The sequence below is a fragment of the Nakamurella endophytica genome, assembly GCF_014646215.1.
GTDB classification, from domain to species: Bacteria; Actinomycetota; Actinomycetes; order Mycobacteriales; family Nakamurellaceae; genus Nakamurella; species Nakamurella endophytica.
Genome location: NZ_BMNA01000001.1, coordinates 752,975 through 768,129 on the forward strand (window position 1 = coordinate 752,975; position 15,155 = coordinate 768,129).

The window sequence follows — 15,155 nt, forward strand, 5'->3', positions numbered from 1 at the left end:
GTGCTCCGACCGGCTCCTCCCTGCCGGCCCGCGGCGTCGTGCGGTCCGCGGTCCGGCCGGCACCTACTCTGCTGCCATGAGCACCCCCGCCCGCACGGGTGGACCCGGTGGCCCGGCCACCCGCCGACAGGTCGTCGCCTGGGGACTGTGGGACTGGGGGTCGTCCGGCTTCAACACCGTGATCGTCACCTTCGTCTTTTCGGTGTACCTGACGTCCTCGGTGGGCGAGCACCTACCGGGCTCGGTGTCGGCCAGCACCTGGTACGGCATCTCGGTCGGCATCGCCGGCCTGCTGATCGCCGTGCTGGCGCCGGTCACCGGGCAGCAGGGCGACGCCGGCGGCCACCGCCGGCGGTCGCTGGCCGTGTTCTCGGCCCTGATCACCGCGTGCATCGTCGGGCTGTTCTGGGTGCACGACGAGCCGTCGTACTTCGTCCTGGGCGCCGCCCTCATCGGGCTCGGGTCGGTGTTCTTCGAGATCGGCGCGGTGTTCTACAACGCCATGCTGCGGCAGATCTCGACGCCGGCGACGATCGGCCGGGTCTCCGGGTTCGGCTGGTCGATGGGCTACTTCGGCGGCATCATCCTGCTGCTGTTCGTCTACTTCGGCTTCATCTCCGGCGACGGCGCCGTCCAGGGCTTCTTCGGCGTCAGCTCCGAGGACGCCTTCAACATCCGGGTCGTCGCGCTGGTGGCTGCCGCCTGGTTCGGGCTGTTCGCCCTGCCGGTGCTGTTCGCGGTGCCGGAGATCCGCCCGGGACCGGCGCAGCGGCGACGCGGGATCCTGGCCGCCTACCGGTTGCTGTTCGCGGACATCGCGGTGCTGTGGCGCACGGACCGCCAGGCCGCGGTGTTCCTCCTCGCCAGCGCGGTGTTCCGGGACGGGCTGGCCGGCGTCTTCCACTTCGGCGCCATCCTGGCCGGCACGGTCTACGGCATCGCCGCCGACCAGGTGCTCATCTTCGGTGTGGCGGCCAACGTCACCGCCGCCCTCGGGGCGGTCGGTGCCGGCTTCCTGGACGACCGGTTCGGTCCCCGCCGGGTGATCGTCGGCTCGCTGGTCGGGCTGCTGGTCTCCGGCACCGTGCTGCTCTTCCTGTCCGGTCCCGCGGCGTTCTGGGTGTTCGGGTTGCTGCTGACGCTGTTCGTCGGGCCGGCCCAGTCGGCGTCCCGCACCTACCTGGCCCGGTCGACGCCGCCCGGCCGGGAGAGCGAGCTGTTCGGCCTCTACGCAACCACCGGCCGGGCCGTGTCGTTCCTGTCGCCGCTGCTGTTCGCGCTCTTCGCCGGCGTGTTCGCGGCCGACCGCGCCGGCATCGTCGGGATCCTGCTGGTGCTGGCCGTCGGTCTGGTGCTGGTGCTGCCGCTGCGTGACCCGGTGGACAAGGCCGTCCCGGCCGGCCCGGTCGCCACCGACCGGCACTGAGCGGCACTGATCGGGACCGACCGGCACCGACCGGGACCGACCCGTTCGGCACGGACTACCACCCCTAGGGGTGGTGCGAGCGTCTTGATCCGGCGTGCGTGCGCGTGATGAGGTGAACTAATGACCGCCCGCACCGCCGGGGACGACGGGCGCGCCCCGATCGGCTCCGTGGACCATCGCACCGATCGCCTGATCTCCGCCTCCTTCCGGCACGATGCGCGGCACGCCCGTATGCACTGGTCCGACGAGTTGTTCGCCCTGCTCGGCCTGGAACCGGGCGATGTCGTGCCCACCCCTGCGATGCTGGCCCGGCACGTGCACCCGGACGACCGCGGCGAGTGGGACCGGGCCGTCGCCGACGCCCTGGCGGACAGCCGCCCGGTCAGCGTCTGGCACCGGGTGGTCACCACCCGCGGCCGCACGCGCAACGCGCACACCGTCATGCGGGCCGACCGTGCGGACGGCGCCACCGTGCTGCTGGGCGTACTGACCGACGTCACCGAGCCGTTGCGGGACACCTACTCGCAGCAGCTGCACGAGGCCGTCGAACGGTCGGCGCAGAGCCGCTCGATCATCGACCAGGCCAAGGGCATGTTGATGGCGACCCTGGACCTGGACGACCAGCAGGCGTTCGACCTGCTGCGCTGGCACTCGTCCTTCAGCAACATCAAGGTGCGGGACGTCAGCCGGACGGTGGTGGACCGGATGGCGGCCGCGGACGTCGACGGCACGTCGCCGCGGCTGCGGATGACCAAGGTGCTGGACCGGCTGGCCCAGCGGCGGAGCACCGTACCCGAGGCCCGCGTCGACGGCTGGATCTCGAACCCGGCAGTCCCGGACGACCTGCCGGTGTCCGCCCGGATCTCGGACGCGCTGCTCCCCCGGACGCTGGTCCGCGCGGTGGCGGCCGCCGGCGTCAGCATCACCATCGCCGACTTCACCCAGCCCGACCAGCCGCTGGTCTACGTCAACCCGGCGTTCGAGCGGCTCACCGGCTACTCCGCGGCAGAGATCCTCGGGCGCAACTGCCGGTTCCTGCAGGGCGCGGACACCGACCCGGACCAGGTGGCGGCCATCCGGCAGGCCGTCGACAACGGTCAGGAGATCCTGACCCTGCTGCGCAACTACCGCCGGGACGGCACCGCGTTCTGGAACGAGCTGCACATGTCCGCGGTGCGCACCGCGAGCGGCCGGCTGACCCATTACATCGGCTACCAGATGGACGTCACCGAGCGGGTGGAACGGGACCTGCAGCTGGAGCGGCTGGCCTATCGCGACGCCGCGACGGACCTGCCGAACCGGGCCGCCGCGCACCGCCAGCTGCAGGAGTGGCTGGACGAGGAGCTCCCGGCGTTCTCCGTCGTGCTGGTGCGGCTGCTGACGCCGTCCGCGGCCGCGTACCTGGCCGACGACCCGGAGACCGTCGGGCGGGCGGTGGTGGCCGCGGCGGCCGAGCGCCTGCAGGACGCGTTGCCGCCGGGCACCTTCCTGGCCCGGATCGACGACGAGCGGTTCCTGGCCGCACTGCCCGCGGAGCCGCCGGCGGCGGGCACGGTGGAGGCCGCGTTCGCCGTGCCGGTCGAGCATCCCTATGGCGCCCACCCGGTGTCCGTCGAGGTGGGCGTCGCGCGCTACCCCGGTGACGGCCGGATCTGGTCGGAGCTGCTGGCGGCGGCCGGTGAGGACGCCGAGCGGTCGGCGGGGTCGAGCCCCGTGCAGGGCGCCACGGTCTGACCGCGCCGCCGGTGACCGCGGCACCGTCGGGTGGGCTCCGGTCGCGCCCCGACGGTCATCGCGCCGCCCGTCGCCCGGCGGTCGCCGGCGCGCTCGGCGGGGGTCGTTGTCGGTGGTGTCTGCCACAGTGCAGGGACAGTCCCCGTCCCGACACAGGAGTCGCCATGGCGATCGCCACGATGGACCTCACGGTCCTGGACACCCCGGAGCCGCAGCGGCTCGCCGAGTTCTACTGCGCGCTGCTGGGCTGGACCGTCACCGACCGGTCGGACGACTGGGTCACCATCCGCCCGTCGGCGGACTCGCCGACCGGGTTGGCCTTCCAGCTGGCGCCCGATCTGGTGCCGCCGACCTGGCCGGACCCGGCCGTCCCGCAACAGGTGCACCTCGACCTGACCGTGCCGGACATCGACGCGGCCGAGCCGCAGATCCTGGAGCTCGGCGCCCGGCCGACCGGGGTGCAGGGATCGGGCGGCGGCTTCCGCGCGTACCTGGACCCCAGCGGTCACCCGTTCTGCCTCTGCCGCGGATAGGGCCGCCCGGCACTCCGGCCCCGGCCGTCCGACACCGCCATCCGACACCGCCATCCGGCACCGCCCTCCGGCACGGCGGGACCTCACCCCACCCCGAGCACGAACGGGTACACGGCCTCGGCCCCGGCCCGACGCAGCTCCCGGGCGGCCACGGTGAGCGTCCACCCGGTGTCGGTCCGGTCGTCCACGAGCAGCACGCGGCGGCCGGCCACGGCCGAGGGGTCGGTGACCCGGAACCGGTGGACGACCGCCCGCAGCCGCTGGGCGGAGTTGACCCCCGACGGCGGCGCGCCGCGCTCGGCGAGCTCCAGGACGTCCAGGAACGGCACCTCCAGGTAGCGGGCCAGGCCGGATGCCAGGTGGTGGACCAGCTGCGGCCGCCGCACCGACGGTGTGCCGACGACGACGTCGACGGCGGTGCCGCCGCCGGGTGGGCGCACCTCCGGCCAGGCCAGCAGCACGTCGACCGCCGCCTGCCGCAGGGGCACCGGGGTCGGGCCGTCGTCCGGCACCGGCGATGCCGCACCCCGGCCGACGTCCGGGTCGACGTCCGGGTCGCGGTCCGGTCCGGGCACCGCCGTCCGGAACAGCGACCGCAGGGCGCTGCCCCAGCCCAGGCCGTCCAGCCGGCCCACCGCCCGCCCCGGCTCCGCCCGCTCGCCGGCGGCGATGCGCCCGGACAGGTCGACACCGAGCGCGGTCATCGCGGACGGCCACTGTGCCCGGGGCGCCACCGTCAGCCCGGGGACCTGCAGCCGGTTGCGGGCCGCGGCGACGGTGTCCGCCGACACCGCGGTCGGCAGCTCGACCCCGCCGCAGTTGTCGCACCGGCCGCAGTCGCGGGCGTCGGCGTCGTCCAGCTGCTCGCGCAGGAACCGCAGCCGGCAGCCCTCGGTCGCCTCGTAGTCGAGCATGGCCTGCTGCTCGGCCTCCCGGGCGGCGGCGACCCTGGCGTACCGGTCGCCGTCGTACGACCACGGCTCCCCGGTGGTCACCCACCCGCCGCCCACCCGGCGGACGGCGCCGTCCACGTCGAGCACCTTGAGCATCATCTCCAGCCGGGACCGGCGCAGGTCGACGCTCGTTTCCAGGGACGCGACCGACAGCGGCTTCGTCGCCCTGGACAGCACGGCCAGCGCGGCGCGGGCATGCTGCTCGGCGGGAAAGGCCAGCGAACCGAAGTAGCGCCAGATGTCCTGGTCCTCGCGGGCCGGGAGCAGCACGACGGTGGCGCGGGCGACCCCGCGACCGGCGCGGCCGATCTGCTGGTAGTACGCGATCGGTGACGGGGGCGCACCAAGGTGGACGACGAAGCCCAGGTCCGGCTTGTCGAAACCCATCCCGAGCGCCGAGGTCGCCACGACGGCCTTGACCCGGTTGGCCAGCAGGTCCTCCTCGATGTGCAGCCGCTCCGTCGGGTCCGTCTGCCCGGTGTAGGCGGCCACCTTCGGGCCGGCGCGGCGCAGGTGGTCCGCCACCTGTTCCACGGCGGCCACGGTCAGGCAGTAGACGATCCCCGACCCGTCGAGGACGGGCAGCTGCTCGACGAGCCACGCCAGCCGGCTCGCCTGGTCGGGCAGGTCGACCACCGCCAGCCGCAGCGACTCCCGGTCGAGCGTCCCGCGGAGCACCACCACGTCGTCGGGCTCGGCGGGATCCCGGTCGGGAGCACCGTCGCCCGCACCGGGCCGGGCCGGCGCGCGCAGCTGCTCGGCGACGTCCGCGGTCACCCGGGCGTTGGCGGTGGCGGTGGTGGCCAGCACCGGGATCCCGGACGGCAGGTCCTGCAGCAGCGTCCGGATCCGGCGGTAGTCCGGGCGGAAATCGTGTCCCCAGTCCGAGACGCAGTGCGCCTCGTCGATCACCACCAGGCCGGCGGTCGCCGAGAGCTGCGGCAGCACCTCGTCGCGGAAGCCGGGGTTGACCAGCCGCTCGGGCGAGACCAGCAGCACGTCGACGTCCCCGGCGCGGACCTGCTCGTACACCTGCTGCCACTGCTCGGCGTTGGCCGAGTTCACCGTGACGGCCCGGATCCCGGCGCGCTCGGCGGCGGCGATCTGGTTGCGCATCAGCGCCAGCAGCGGCGAGACGATGACCGTCGGGCCCGCGCCGGCGGCGCGGAGCAGCGCCGTCGACACGAAGTACACCGCGGACTTCCCCCACCCGGTGCGCTGCACCACCAGCACCCGCCGCCGGCCCTGCACCAGGGCCTCGATGGCCGTCCACTGGTCCGGGTGCAAAGTCGCGGACTCGGACCCGACGAGCAGCCGCAGGGCCGACTCGGCCCGGGACCGCAGCCCGTCGGCGGACGGCGGGGCAGGAGCGTCGGCGTCGGGTGGCAGGAGAACAGGCACCCCCGCACCCTCGCACAGCGGACCGACAGCCGGCCGGGGCTGTCCACCGGCGTGCGAGGCTGGACCGGTGCCCGGTCCTGCGACACCGCCGGCCCCGGGAGCCGGGCGCTTCGCACCCACCCCCAGCGGCGACCTGCACGTCGGGAACCTGCGGACCGCACTGCTGGCCTGGCTGTTCGCGCGGACGACCGGCCGCCGCTTCCTGGTCCGGATCGAGGACCTGGACCGTGCCCGGGCGGGCTCGGCCGACCGCCAGCTGGCCGACCTGCGGGCCCTCGGACTCGAGTGGGACGGCCCCGTCGTGCGGCAGCGCGACCGGCTGCCGCTCTACGACGCGGCCATCGACCGGCTGGCCGGCCAGGGGTTGGTCTACGAGTGCTTCTGCTCCCGCCGCGAGATCGCCGAGGCCGCGTCGGCGCCGCACGGACCGCCGGGCGCCTATCCGGGGACCTGCCGCGACCTCACACCCGAGCAGCGGGCGGCCCGGCGGGCGGCGGGCCGGCCGGCCGCGCTGCGGCTGCGCGCCGGGGTGGAGACCTGGACCGTGCACGACCTCGTGGCCGGTGACCACACCGGACCGGTGGACGACCTGGTGCTGCGGCGCGGCGACGGCACCGCCGCCTACAACCTGGCCGTGGTCGTCGACGATGCCGACCAGGGCGTCGACCAGGTGGTGCGCGGTGACGACCTCCTGTCATCGAGCCCGCGGCAGGCCTACCTGGCCCGGCTGCTCGGCCTGCCCGAGGTCGGCTACGCGCACGTGCCGCTCGCCGTCAACCCGCACGGGGCGCGGCTGGCCAAGCGCGATGGCGCCGTCACCCTCGCCGACCTGGCAGTGCGCGGCGTGGGCCCGCCGGCCGTCCTCGGGGTGCTGGCCGCCTCGCTCGGACTGGCCGCGCCGGGCGAGCCGGTGACCTCCGCCGGCCTGCTCGCCCGGTTCGACCCGGCCGCCCTGCCGGCCCGGCCGTGGGTGGTCACCGCCGACGTCCTGGGAGCCGGCCCGGGGCAGGCATGATGTCCCGCGTGCGGGACACGGACGGCACCGGTGGTGCGGCGGGACGGCGGGGCGACGGCGTCGCCTGGGCATCCACCGGGACGGGGATCTACCCGGTGGTCGTCACGCTGTTCTGCTCGCTGCTGCTGCTGTCGAACATCGGCGCCACCAAGGGCATCCAGTTCGGGCCGTTCCTCACCGACGGCGGGGCCTTCCTGTTCCCGTTGACCTACGTGCTCGGGGACGTGCTGGCCGAGGTCTACGGCTTCCGCGCCACGCGCCGGGCCATCCTCACCGGCTTCGCCGTCTCGCTGCTCGCCTCGCTGTCGTTCTGGCTGGTCAGCATCTCCCCGGCGGCGCCCGGCTACACCAACCAGGCTGCCTTCGACGCCGTGCTCGGGGTCGTCCCGCGGATCCTGCTGGCCAGCGTCTGCGGCTATCTGATCGGCGAGTTCCTCAACTCCTTCGTGCTCGTCCGGCTCAAGCGACGCACCCGGGAGCGTCACCTGTGGGCCAGGCTGATCGGCTCCACCGTCGTCGGGGAGTTCGGCGACACCCTGGTGTTCTGCCTGCTCGCCGGGCCGGCCATCGGCATCTCCACGGCCGGCGACCTGGCCAACTACACCGCGTTGGGCTTCGCGTACAAGACCGGGCTGGAGATCGTGCTGCTGCCTGTCACCTACCCGGTCATCGCCTGGATCAAGAAGCGCGAGCCCAGCTACGCGGCGGCTCTGGCGGCTACCGCGCCGCCGCGTAGTACCGCGCGAGCGTCGCGTCCCTGAACCGTTCGTAGCCGCCGTCGTCGATGGCGCGGCGGATGCCGTCCACCAGCTGCACGACGAAGTGCTCGTTGTGGATGGTGGCCAGCGTGGCGGAGAGCATCTCCTTGGCCTTGAACAGGTGGTGCAGGTACGCGCGGCTGTAATGCGTGCAGGTGTAGCACGGGCAGTCGGGCACCAGCGGTGACAGGTCCGCCCGGAACCGGGCGGCAACCAGGTTGAACCGGCCGTCCGGCGAGTAGATCGCCCCGTTGCGGGCGACGCGGGACGGGGACACGCAGTCGAAGGTGTCCGCGCCGTTCTCGACGGCCGCGAAGACGTCGTCGGGCTCGGAGATGCCCAGCAGGTGCCGCGGCATGTCCTCGGGCAGCTCCTCGCAGCACCAGCGGACGATGGTGCCCAGGTTGCGCTTCTCCAGGGCGCCGCCGATGCCCATGCCGTCGAATCCGGGACCGTCCTCGGCGAGCCGGAGCAGGCCGCGCACGGCGTCCCGCCGCAGGTCCTCGTACTGGGCGCCCTGCACGACGCCGAACAGCTGCTGCTCAGGGGCCTGCGGATCCGCCGCGGCGAGCGCCCGGTGCTCGTCCAGGCACCGGCGGGCCCAGCGGCGGGTGCGCTCGACCGACCGTTCCTGGTACTCGCGGGTGTTCAGCAGGGTGGTGCACTCGTCGAAGGCGAAGATCACGTCGGCACCCAGCCGGTGCTGAATCTGCATCGACGACTCCGGGGTGAACCGGTGCACCGAGCCGTCCAGGTGCGAGCGGAAGGTCACCCCGTCGTCGTCGACGTGCGCGAGCCGGGTCCTGCCGGCGGCGATGACCTCGTCCGACCGGCGGCCCTCGACGTCCATCGCCAGCACCTTCTTGAAACCGGCACCGAGCGAGAGGACCTGGAACCCGCCGCTGTCGGTGAACGTCGGCCCCGACCAGTTCATGAACCGGCCGAGACCGCCCGCCTGCTGCACGATGTCGGGTCCGGGCTGCAGGTACAGGTGGTAGGCGTTGGCCAGCACGGCCTGCGCTCCGAGCGCCGAGACCGATTCCGGCAGGACCGCTTTCACCGTGGCCTTGGTGCCGACGGCGACGAACGCGGGAGTGCGGACGTCGCCGTGGGGCGTGGTCAGGACGCCGGTGCGACCGTGCCGTCCGGGGAGCGGGGTGAGGACGCGGAACCGGGACGGCACCCGGTCATCCAAACATCCGCCGGCGCCGCGGAGTGCCGCCTGTCCCAGGCCGGACCCAGTGGTTGCTGGGCGTCCGCACAGCCGCCGACCGCAGAGTCGTCCTCACGGCGCGGCGCCGGCGGGTCCCCCATCCCCGCCGGACCGCGACCGTCCACAGGGGAAGCCGGGTGCAGGGTCCAGGGGGCAGGGTTCAGGCGTGCGCCTGCCGGACCGGGCGGCGGCCGGTGCCCCCGGTCACGCCCGGACGGCCGGCGCCGAGGGGTCGGGCCGAGACGGCCGGGCCGACGGAGCCGAGGGGTCCCGACCGGTCAGGCCGGGACGGAAGCGGGCTCCGACCAGCTGCGCCGCTGGCTCTGCGGCGGCACCATCGGCAGCGCCGGGACCACCCGGGCCACCGGCTCCAACGCCGCCACCAGGCGGCCGAACACGTCCGCCCGCCACTCGCCGCTGCGGCGCCAGCCCATGGTCTGCAGGGTCAGGTCCGCGCCGAGCGTGCCGGGCGAGATCAACGGCCGGTACCCCAGCTGGACGCCCGTCGCGTCCAGGACGAACACCGCGCCGTCGTCCCTGGTGTTCAGGCCGTCGGCACCGGAGAACTCCGGCCAGTCCATCTGCGCGGAGTCCGTCCACTGGATGACCGCGCGTACCGATGCGTCGAGAATGCTCATGGGCCCCGTCCCGTGATGAGCGGATCGGGCGGCGAGACGGCCGGCGGCGGGGCACACGGGCGGTCCGGCCGCGATCCCGGCCGGATTCGTTCGGACCCCGATGAACGGCGACTGCGCTGCGCGCCACCCGCGACATGTTTTGTCCCAGGATACCGGCGCGAACACACAGTGACAACGGTGAGATGTACCTCACTCCGCTGCGCGGGCGGCGGTGCGGGTCGCGACGGCGCGGGGACACCCGGAAAAGCCGGATGCCCGGCGACCGTGGGGTCGCCGGGCATCCGGTGGTGTGGCAGGGGCCGCGCTGCGGCCCGACGATCAGCCGAGGCTGATCTGCTGGCCCGGGTAGATCAGATCCGGGTCGGAGATGATGTCGCGGTTGGCGTTGTACAGCGCCTGCCAGCCACCGGCGACACCGTGCGCGTTGGCGATCTTGAACAGCGTGTCGCCGCTCTTGACGGTGTACTCACCGGCCGACGACGAGCTCGTGGTGGCCTCGTCGGAGCTGCTGTCCTCGGTCGACGTGGTGTCGGCCTCGTCCGAGCTGCTCGAGTCGTCCACGGTCGCCTCGTCCGAGGTGGAGCTGTCCGACTCGTCCGAGCTGCTGGAGTCGTCGGAGGTGGCCTCGTCCGAGCTGTAGCTGTCGGAGTCGTCCGAGCTGCTCTGGTCCGAGCTGCTCTCGTCCGAGCCGGAGTCGCTCGAGACGCTGCGCTCCTCCGGGCTGCCGCTGGCGCCGACGATCGACGCGCACGCCCAGGCCCCCCAACCCTGGCCGGCCAGGGTCTTCTCCGCGATGGCGATCTGCTGGTCCTTGGTGGCCAGGTCCGCGCGCGGGGCGTACTGCGTGCCGCCGTAGGCCTCCCACGTCGACTGCGAGAACTGCAGGCCGCCGTAGTAGCCGTTGCCGGTGTTGATGCTCCAGTCGTTGGAGGACTCGCACTGGGCGACCGAGTCCCAGGTGGAGTCGTCCGCGGCGGAGGCGGTGCCGGCCAGGGCCAGCGTCGGGGTCCCGACGACGACACCCGCCGCGACGGTGCGCAGCACGATGGTGCGCGCGGCGGAGGTCTTGCGGTGACGTCCCTTGTAACGTGACATGAATTCTGTCCCCAGAGCTTGCCTGCGAAGTGAGCTGTCGGGTTCGGGCGCGCACGTCCTGTCGGATGTGCGGGGGTGGTCGCCCGGCCGATCGAGTCGGCTGCACCCCAAGAAGCCGCGACGCTCTCGCGTCCGCGGCCCCGCGATGATCGGGTCCTCCGCCGCTGCCCTAGCCTTCTCTCTCGGTAGCTGGTGACACCCGACCCCGCGGGCAGCGTTCGGCAGATGGGTCGGGTCGTGTGGGCCGACCGGCACGACGGTGCCGGCCCCAGAAACGCTACGGATGAGTCGGGAGAGTGCGAGTCGGGCGATTCGGACATAACGGGGAGATAACGAGCCGGTCACCGGCCGATCTCGGTCCATTTGTGCTGATCGGACGGCGTGTGCTACAGCGCGTCAACACATGCAACACTCAAGCAAATTCGTTGCGTTTTCCACCCGTTCGGAGTACCTGTCCGCGCCGGCTACCCGCGCCGGGTCGAATTGGAGTTCAGCGACTGGTCCCGCACCGGTCGCGGTCCGGGAGCACCGTCCGCACAGCGGGCCGACCGCGGCCGTTGCCCGCGGGCGATGACCCTCGTCACCCCGTCCCGGTGGGACCGGCCGAGCGGTTTGTCGCCGTCCGCGGCGCTCGGTCAGCATGGCAGGCATGAACGGACCGCTCCGACTCAAACCCAACCTCCGGCGGGCGCTACCCGCGGCAGTGGTGGCCGTCGCGGCCTTCGTGGTGGGCGAGCAACTCGGCGGCCTGGCCGGGACCACCGCCGAGGTCGGCATGAGCCTGTTCGGCTGGCGGTTCACCGTCGCGACCGGGTGGGCCATCCTGATCGTCGTCGGGATCACCGCGGTCTTCCTGGTGTCGGCGGTGCTGGCCGTGCGGCTGCTGGCCCGGGAGCTCGACGAGGCCAGCCGGGACCGGGCCGGGATCGCGGCCGGCTCGGCGATCCGGCTCGTCTGCCTGATCGTCGGGTACCTCACCGTGGCCTTCGGCGTGCTCGCCCTGCTGCGGGTCGACGTCGGCAACCTCTTGGTCGGCGGGGCGGTGACCGGTGTGGTCATCGGCATCGCCGCGCAGCAGACCCTGGGCAACTTCTTCGCCGGGCTGGTGCTGCTCTTCTCCCGGCCGTACGTCCCCGGCCAGCGGATCACCGTGCACACCGGCGCGATGGGTGGCCCGTTCGAAGGCGTGGTGACCGTGTCCGGGTTGATGTACACGACGATCACCACGGATCGCGGCGAGGTGCGGATGCCGAACGCCGGGCTGCTCGCCGCCGCGATCGGCCCGCCCGGGGGCGCCACCGCGGACGAGGACCCTGCGCCCGCCGACGTCGCGGCGACAGTCGCTGCTGCGCAGCCGTTCTCGCCCTCGACAGGCGCCGACGCGAATCCCGGCGGGGTCCGCCCGACCGGGCGGTGACCGGCGAGGTTCGACCTCTCGGCACGCTGGTCGTCGGCCGTGCACGACTGCGGGCGCGGTTGCGGCTCGACTGCATCGGCATCCGCGGCCGGAGATAGTGCGGCCAGTACCCGCAGGGTCATCGAGCGGCCAGACGGCGGAGACCCGGTCCCGCGCCGGCCGCCGCCCGGTCGGTCTCCGGACCAGTTGGTAGCGCTGCTGCGACAGCACCGCGAGGCGCAGGACCGCGAGCGCCAGGTCGCCGCCCAGCTCTGGACGGACGGGGACTGGCTGTTCGCCACGCCCATCGGCGCCCCGATCAACCCGCGCACCGACTACACCGAGTGGAAGCGCCTCCTGAACGCCGCCGGCGTTCGCGACGCTCGCCTCCACGACGCCGGCCACACCGCCGCGACGGTGCTGCTGGTCCTGGGCGTGCCTGAGCGGGCGGTCATGGGGATCATGGGGTGGTCGCACAGCGCGATGGCGGCGAGGTACCAGCATGTGACGGTGCACATCCGCTCCAACAGGACATTGATGGACGGGGCGGCCGCCTGATCTGGGCTAACAACTCATGAGCAGTGCTCGACAGCGCGGCTGAGCGTGTGTCGTCGACGACCCGATCCCGTCGGAAACGCCGGCGAGGCAGACTGTCGGTGGTCTCTGCTCTGCTGGAAACCCGACGGAAGGGAAGTTCAGTGGGCACTCCAGTCAGGACGGTCACGCGGGAGGAGCTGTTGCAACGTCGCAAGCAGGTCCTCGCCGAGCTTGGCATCGAGAACGACGACGTCAGCAGGCTGAACGATCTCCGTCCCATCTCGAGTGACGAGTGGGATGCTCGGGAGGAGCTGGAGCAGATCTCGTTTCTCCTCGGCGAGGAGTTGGTCTGACCACTCCTGAAGATCGTGCCGTTGCCTTTGCAGCTGAACTTCAAGGGCTCCTGAACGACACGCTGCCTGATCGATGCACTGTCGAGTCGACCCGGTCGGATCCCGACCACCGGTACATCGTGGCGCCTCGTGGTGGCCGAGTGGCTCTGCACGTCCGAGGGGATCACCTGGCTGATCTCGGCGTGACCATGTTCTTGGACCATGACCGGACTCGGCGACACCTCAAGACGGTGAGAAGCGACGTCATCGTCCACTCGGTGCTCGATAGACGGCCGCTCTTCCGGTACGAGTACCGAGCGGACATGAGGGTCACTCCGATCGCGCACTGGCAGGTTCACGCCGAGCGCGGCGCCCCCTCGCACCTGCTCGCGCGAGCTCACGAACATGATCCTCAAAAAGTTCCCCGGCCGCACGACATCTCGAGTCTCCATCTTCCCGTCGGCGGCGAGCGCTTCCGACCGTGCCTCGAGGATGTCCTCCAGTTCTTGATCACGAACTGCGGCGTCGACAGCAACCCCGGCTGGGAGGCCGCGCTGCAACGAGGTCGCGAACAGTGGCGTCGACGTCAGCTCGGATCGGCCCGTCCGTGACCTGCCGTCCGAGGCCGCGAGAAGCCTCCAAGAGCTGGGTTGGACCGTAGCGCCGCCACCGCTCGGTCATCCGTCGCTTCTCGAGCGACTGGACGTGCTGCGGCACTGGTGAAGCCTGCATCCGGTTGCTCGCAGAGCTTGAACCGAGACTGCAACTAAGCCTGGGATGACGAACGCCGGGGCCCCCTCGCGAGGGCTCCCGGCGTTTGCGCAGCTGCACGGCGGTAGCGGTGGGATTTGAACCCACGGAACGCTTTCACGCTCACACGCTTTCGAGGCGTGCTCCTTAGGCCGCTCGGACACGCTACCGGCGAGGACTCTACCCGAACCGGTGCCCTGCCCCGACCGGCCGACGGGCATCCCGGGTGCCGCCGGCGTCAGCCGCCGGACACCTCGGCGGGCGTGTCGAGGGCCGGCGCCGCGTCCGTCCCGAGTTCCCGGCGGACCAGCGGGGCGACCTCGGTGCCCAGCAGCTCGATGGTCCGCAGCGACTCCCGCTGCGGGACGCTGGACAGGTCGGTCTGGAAGATCTGCCGCTGGTGCCCGAGAACCCGGTGCAGGGCGACGATCCGCTCGGCCACCTGCTCCGGGTTGCCGACGAAGTAGGCCCCGCCCGGAGCCGCCTGGGCGTCGAACGACCGGCGGTCCGGCGGCGTGAAGCCGCGCTCGCGGGCGATGGTCCGCAGCGACTCCAGCCAGTACGGAAACCAGAAGTCGGCCGCCCCGCGGTCCGCGACGAAGCCCATGGTGGAGACCGCGACGCCGGTCCTGGGCCGCGGCCGGTTGCTCTGCTCGGCCGCCCGCCGGTACAGGTCCACCAGCGGCGCGAACCGGGCCGGCTGGCCGCCGATGATCGCGTAGTTGACCGGCAGGCCCAGCAGGCCGGCACGGATCGAGGACTCGGGGTTGCCGCCGGTCGCCACCCAGATGTCCAGGTGTTCGCCCAGCCCCGGCTTGTCGTAGGGACGGGGCAGGATCTCCGCGTCCTGCAGCGGCGGCCGGAAGCGGCCGGACCAGGTGACCGGGTTGCCGTCGTCGATCTGCAGCAGCAGCTGCACCTTCTCGTCGTACAGGTCGTCGTAGTCCGACAGCTCCGCGCCGAACAACGGGTAGGACTCGATGAACGAGCCCCGACCGGCCATCAGCTCGACCCGGCCGCGGGAGAGCAGGTCGATGGTGGCGAACTGCTGGTACACCCGCACCGGGTCCTCGGTGGACAGCACGGTGACCGCGCTGCCCAGGCGGATCCGCTCGGTCTGGGCGGCGGCCGCCGCCAGCACTGTGGCCGGCGCGGAGATCGAGTAGTCGCGCCGGTGGTGCTCGCCGATGCCGAAGTGGTCCAGACCCACGGCCTCGGCCAGCCGGATCCGTTCCAGCACGTCGGCGAGCCGCTGCGCCGGGGACACCCGGGCGCCGGTCACCGGGTCGGGATGGATGTCGCCAAAGGTGTAGATGCCGAGTTCCATGTCCCGGCGAACGTCCGGCGCGAGCGGGCTGTTCCGGGCGACCCGGT

General features: G+C 72.7%; 12 protein-coding genes, 1 tRNA gene, 1 pseudogene and 1 riboswitch. Of the genes and pseudogenes, 8 read left to right on the forward strand and 6 right to left on the reverse strand.

What is annotated here, in order from left to right; translation table 11 throughout:
• Positions 1-76 precede the first annotated feature (76 nt).
• The 3 genes from IEY37_RS03325 (at position 77) to IEY37_RS03335 (ending at position 3,693) form a co-directional block, all read left to right on the forward strand.
• Positions 77-1,426: an MFS transporter gene (locus IEY37_RS03325; protein WP_188940007.1), complete on the forward strand. Its 1,350-nt coding sequence runs from the start codon at positions 77-79 to the stop codon at positions 1,424-1,426.
• Positions 1,427-1,546: 120 nt separating this feature from the next.
• Positions 1,547-3,160, forward strand: a complete 1,614-nt coding sequence (locus IEY37_RS03330; protein ID WP_188940008.1) for a PAS domain-containing protein — start codon at positions 1,547-1,549, stop codon at positions 3,158-3,160.
• Between the two features lie 164 nt (positions 3,161-3,324).
• Positions 3,325-3,693, forward strand: coding sequence for a VOC family protein (locus tag IEY37_RS03335; RefSeq protein WP_188940009.1), 369 nt, complete (start codon positions 3,325-3,327; stop codon positions 3,691-3,693).
• A gap of 83 nt (positions 3,694-3,776) precedes the next feature.
• Here the strand turns inward: IEY37_RS03335 and IEY37_RS03340 are convergent, their stop codons facing one another.
• The gene (locus IEY37_RS03340; RefSeq protein WP_188940010.1) at positions 3,777-6,047 is read right to left on the reverse strand and encodes a RecQ family ATP-dependent DNA helicase; all 2,271 of its coding nucleotides are present in this window, start codon (positions 6,045-6,047) and stop codon (positions 3,777-3,779) included.
• Positions 6,048-6,114: 67 nt separating this feature from the next.
• Between IEY37_RS03340 and gluQRS the strand changes: the two genes are divergently transcribed.
• Together gluQRS and IEY37_RS03350 are read left to right on the forward strand one after the other, a co-directional pair.
• On the forward strand, positions 6,115-7,062 hold the full coding sequence (gene gluQRS / locus IEY37_RS03345) for a tRNA glutamyl-Q(34) synthetase GluQRS (RefSeq protein WP_188940011.1): 948 nt from the start codon (positions 6,115-6,117) through the stop codon (positions 7,060-7,062).
• Positions 7,062-7,823 (forward strand): queuosine precursor transporter, encoded by a 762-nt coding sequence (locus IEY37_RS03350; RefSeq protein ID WP_373298249.1) that lies wholly within the window; start codon positions 7,062-7,064, stop codon positions 7,821-7,823. Before gluQRS ends, IEY37_RS03350 begins: the two co-directional genes overlap by 1 nt.
• On the opposite strand, the gene tgt is transcribed toward IEY37_RS03350, so the two are convergent.
• The 3 genes from tgt to IEY37_RS22640 all read right to left on the reverse strand — a co-directional run bounded on the left by tgt (position 7,780) and on the right by IEY37_RS22640 (position 10,766).
• A complete protein-coding gene (tgt, locus tag IEY37_RS03355; protein WP_229673707.1) occupies positions 7,780-9,003 on the reverse strand; it encodes a tRNA guanosine(34) transglycosylase Tgt in 1,224 nt (407 codons plus the stop codon). The two genes, IEY37_RS03350 and tgt, sit on opposite strands and share 44 nt — an antisense overlap.
• A 308-nt stretch (positions 9,004-9,311) precedes the next feature.
• On the reverse strand, positions 9,312-9,671 hold the full coding sequence (locus IEY37_RS03360) for a hypothetical protein (RefSeq protein ID WP_188940014.1): 360 nt from the start codon (positions 9,669-9,671) through the stop codon (positions 9,312-9,314).
• A gap of 318 nt (positions 9,672-9,989) precedes the next feature.
• Entirely contained in the window at positions 9,990-10,766 is a 777-nt protein-coding gene (locus IEY37_RS22640; RefSeq protein WP_188940015.1) for a LysM peptidoglycan-binding domain-containing protein, read from the reverse strand.
• A gap of 3 nt (positions 10,767-10,769) precedes the next feature.
• A riboswitch (cyclic di-AMP (ydaO/yuaA leader) is annotated at positions 10,770-10,964 on the reverse strand.
• A gap of 451 nt (positions 10,965-11,415) precedes the next feature.
• Between IEY37_RS22640 and IEY37_RS03370 the strand changes: the two genes are divergently transcribed.
• The 3 genes and pseudogenes from IEY37_RS03370 (at position 11,416) to IEY37_RS03380 (ending at position 13,052) form a co-directional block, all read left to right on the forward strand.
• Positions 11,416-12,183, forward strand: coding sequence for a mechanosensitive ion channel domain-containing protein (locus tag IEY37_RS03370; RefSeq protein WP_188940016.1), 768 nt, complete (start codon positions 11,416-11,418; stop codon positions 12,181-12,183).
• Between the two features lie 133 nt (positions 12,184-12,316).
• A pseudogene (locus tag IEY37_RS03375) lies at positions 12,317-12,684 on the forward strand (tyrosine-type recombinase/integrase); the annotation flags it as partial.
• Positions 12,685-12,860: 176 nt separating this feature from the next.
• The gene (locus IEY37_RS03380; RefSeq protein ID WP_188940017.1) at positions 12,861-13,052 is read left to right on the forward strand and encodes a hypothetical protein; all 192 of its coding nucleotides are present in this window, start codon (positions 12,861-12,863) and stop codon (positions 13,050-13,052) included.
• An 812-nt stretch (positions 13,053-13,864) separates the two neighbouring features.
• Here IEY37_RS03380 and IEY37_RS03385 read toward each other — a convergent pair.
• Both IEY37_RS03385 and IEY37_RS03390 read right to left on the reverse strand, forming a co-directional pair.
• Positions 13,865-13,951: transfer RNA gene (locus tag IEY37_RS03385), tRNA-Ser, on the reverse strand.
• 68 nt (positions 13,952-14,019) lie between these two features.
• The gene (locus IEY37_RS03390) at positions 14,020-15,108 is read right to left on the reverse strand and encodes an LLM class flavin-dependent oxidoreductase (RefSeq protein ID WP_188940018.1); all 1,089 of its coding nucleotides are present in this window, start codon (positions 15,106-15,108) and stop codon (positions 14,020-14,022) included.
• Positions 15,109-15,155: the final 47 nt, after the last annotated feature.

Bases quoted from the DNA above. Each gene is read 5' to 3' on its own strand.
- IEY37_RS03325 (WP_188940007.1), top strand. From the start codon at position 77: ATGAGCACCCCCGCCCGCACGGGTGGACCCGGTGGCCCGGCCACCCGC.
- IEY37_RS03330 (WP_188940008.1), top strand. From the start codon at position 1,547: ATGACCGCCCGCACCGCCGGGGACGACGGGCGCGCCCCGATCGGCTCC.
- IEY37_RS03335 (WP_188940009.1), top strand. From the start codon at position 3,325: ATGGCGATCGCCACGATGGACCTCACGGTCCTGGACACCCCGGAGCCG.
- IEY37_RS03350 (WP_373298249.1), top strand. From the start codon at position 7,062: ATGTCCCGCGTGCGGGACACGGACGGCACCGGTGGTGCGGCGGGACGG.
- IEY37_RS03360 (WP_188940014.1), bottom strand. From the start codon at position 9,671: ATGAGCATTCTCGACGCATCGGTACGCGCGGTCATCCAGTGGACGGAC.
- IEY37_RS22640 (WP_188940015.1), bottom strand. From the start codon at position 10,766: ATGTCACGTTACAAGGGACGTCACCGCAAGACCTCCGCCGCGCGCACC.
- IEY37_RS03370 (WP_188940016.1), top strand. From the start codon at position 11,416: ATGAACGGACCGCTCCGACTCAAACCCAACCTCCGGCGGGCGCTACCC.
- IEY37_RS03390 (WP_188940018.1), bottom strand. From the start codon at position 15,108: ATGGAACTCGGCATCTACACCTTTGGCGACATCCATCCCGACCCGGTG.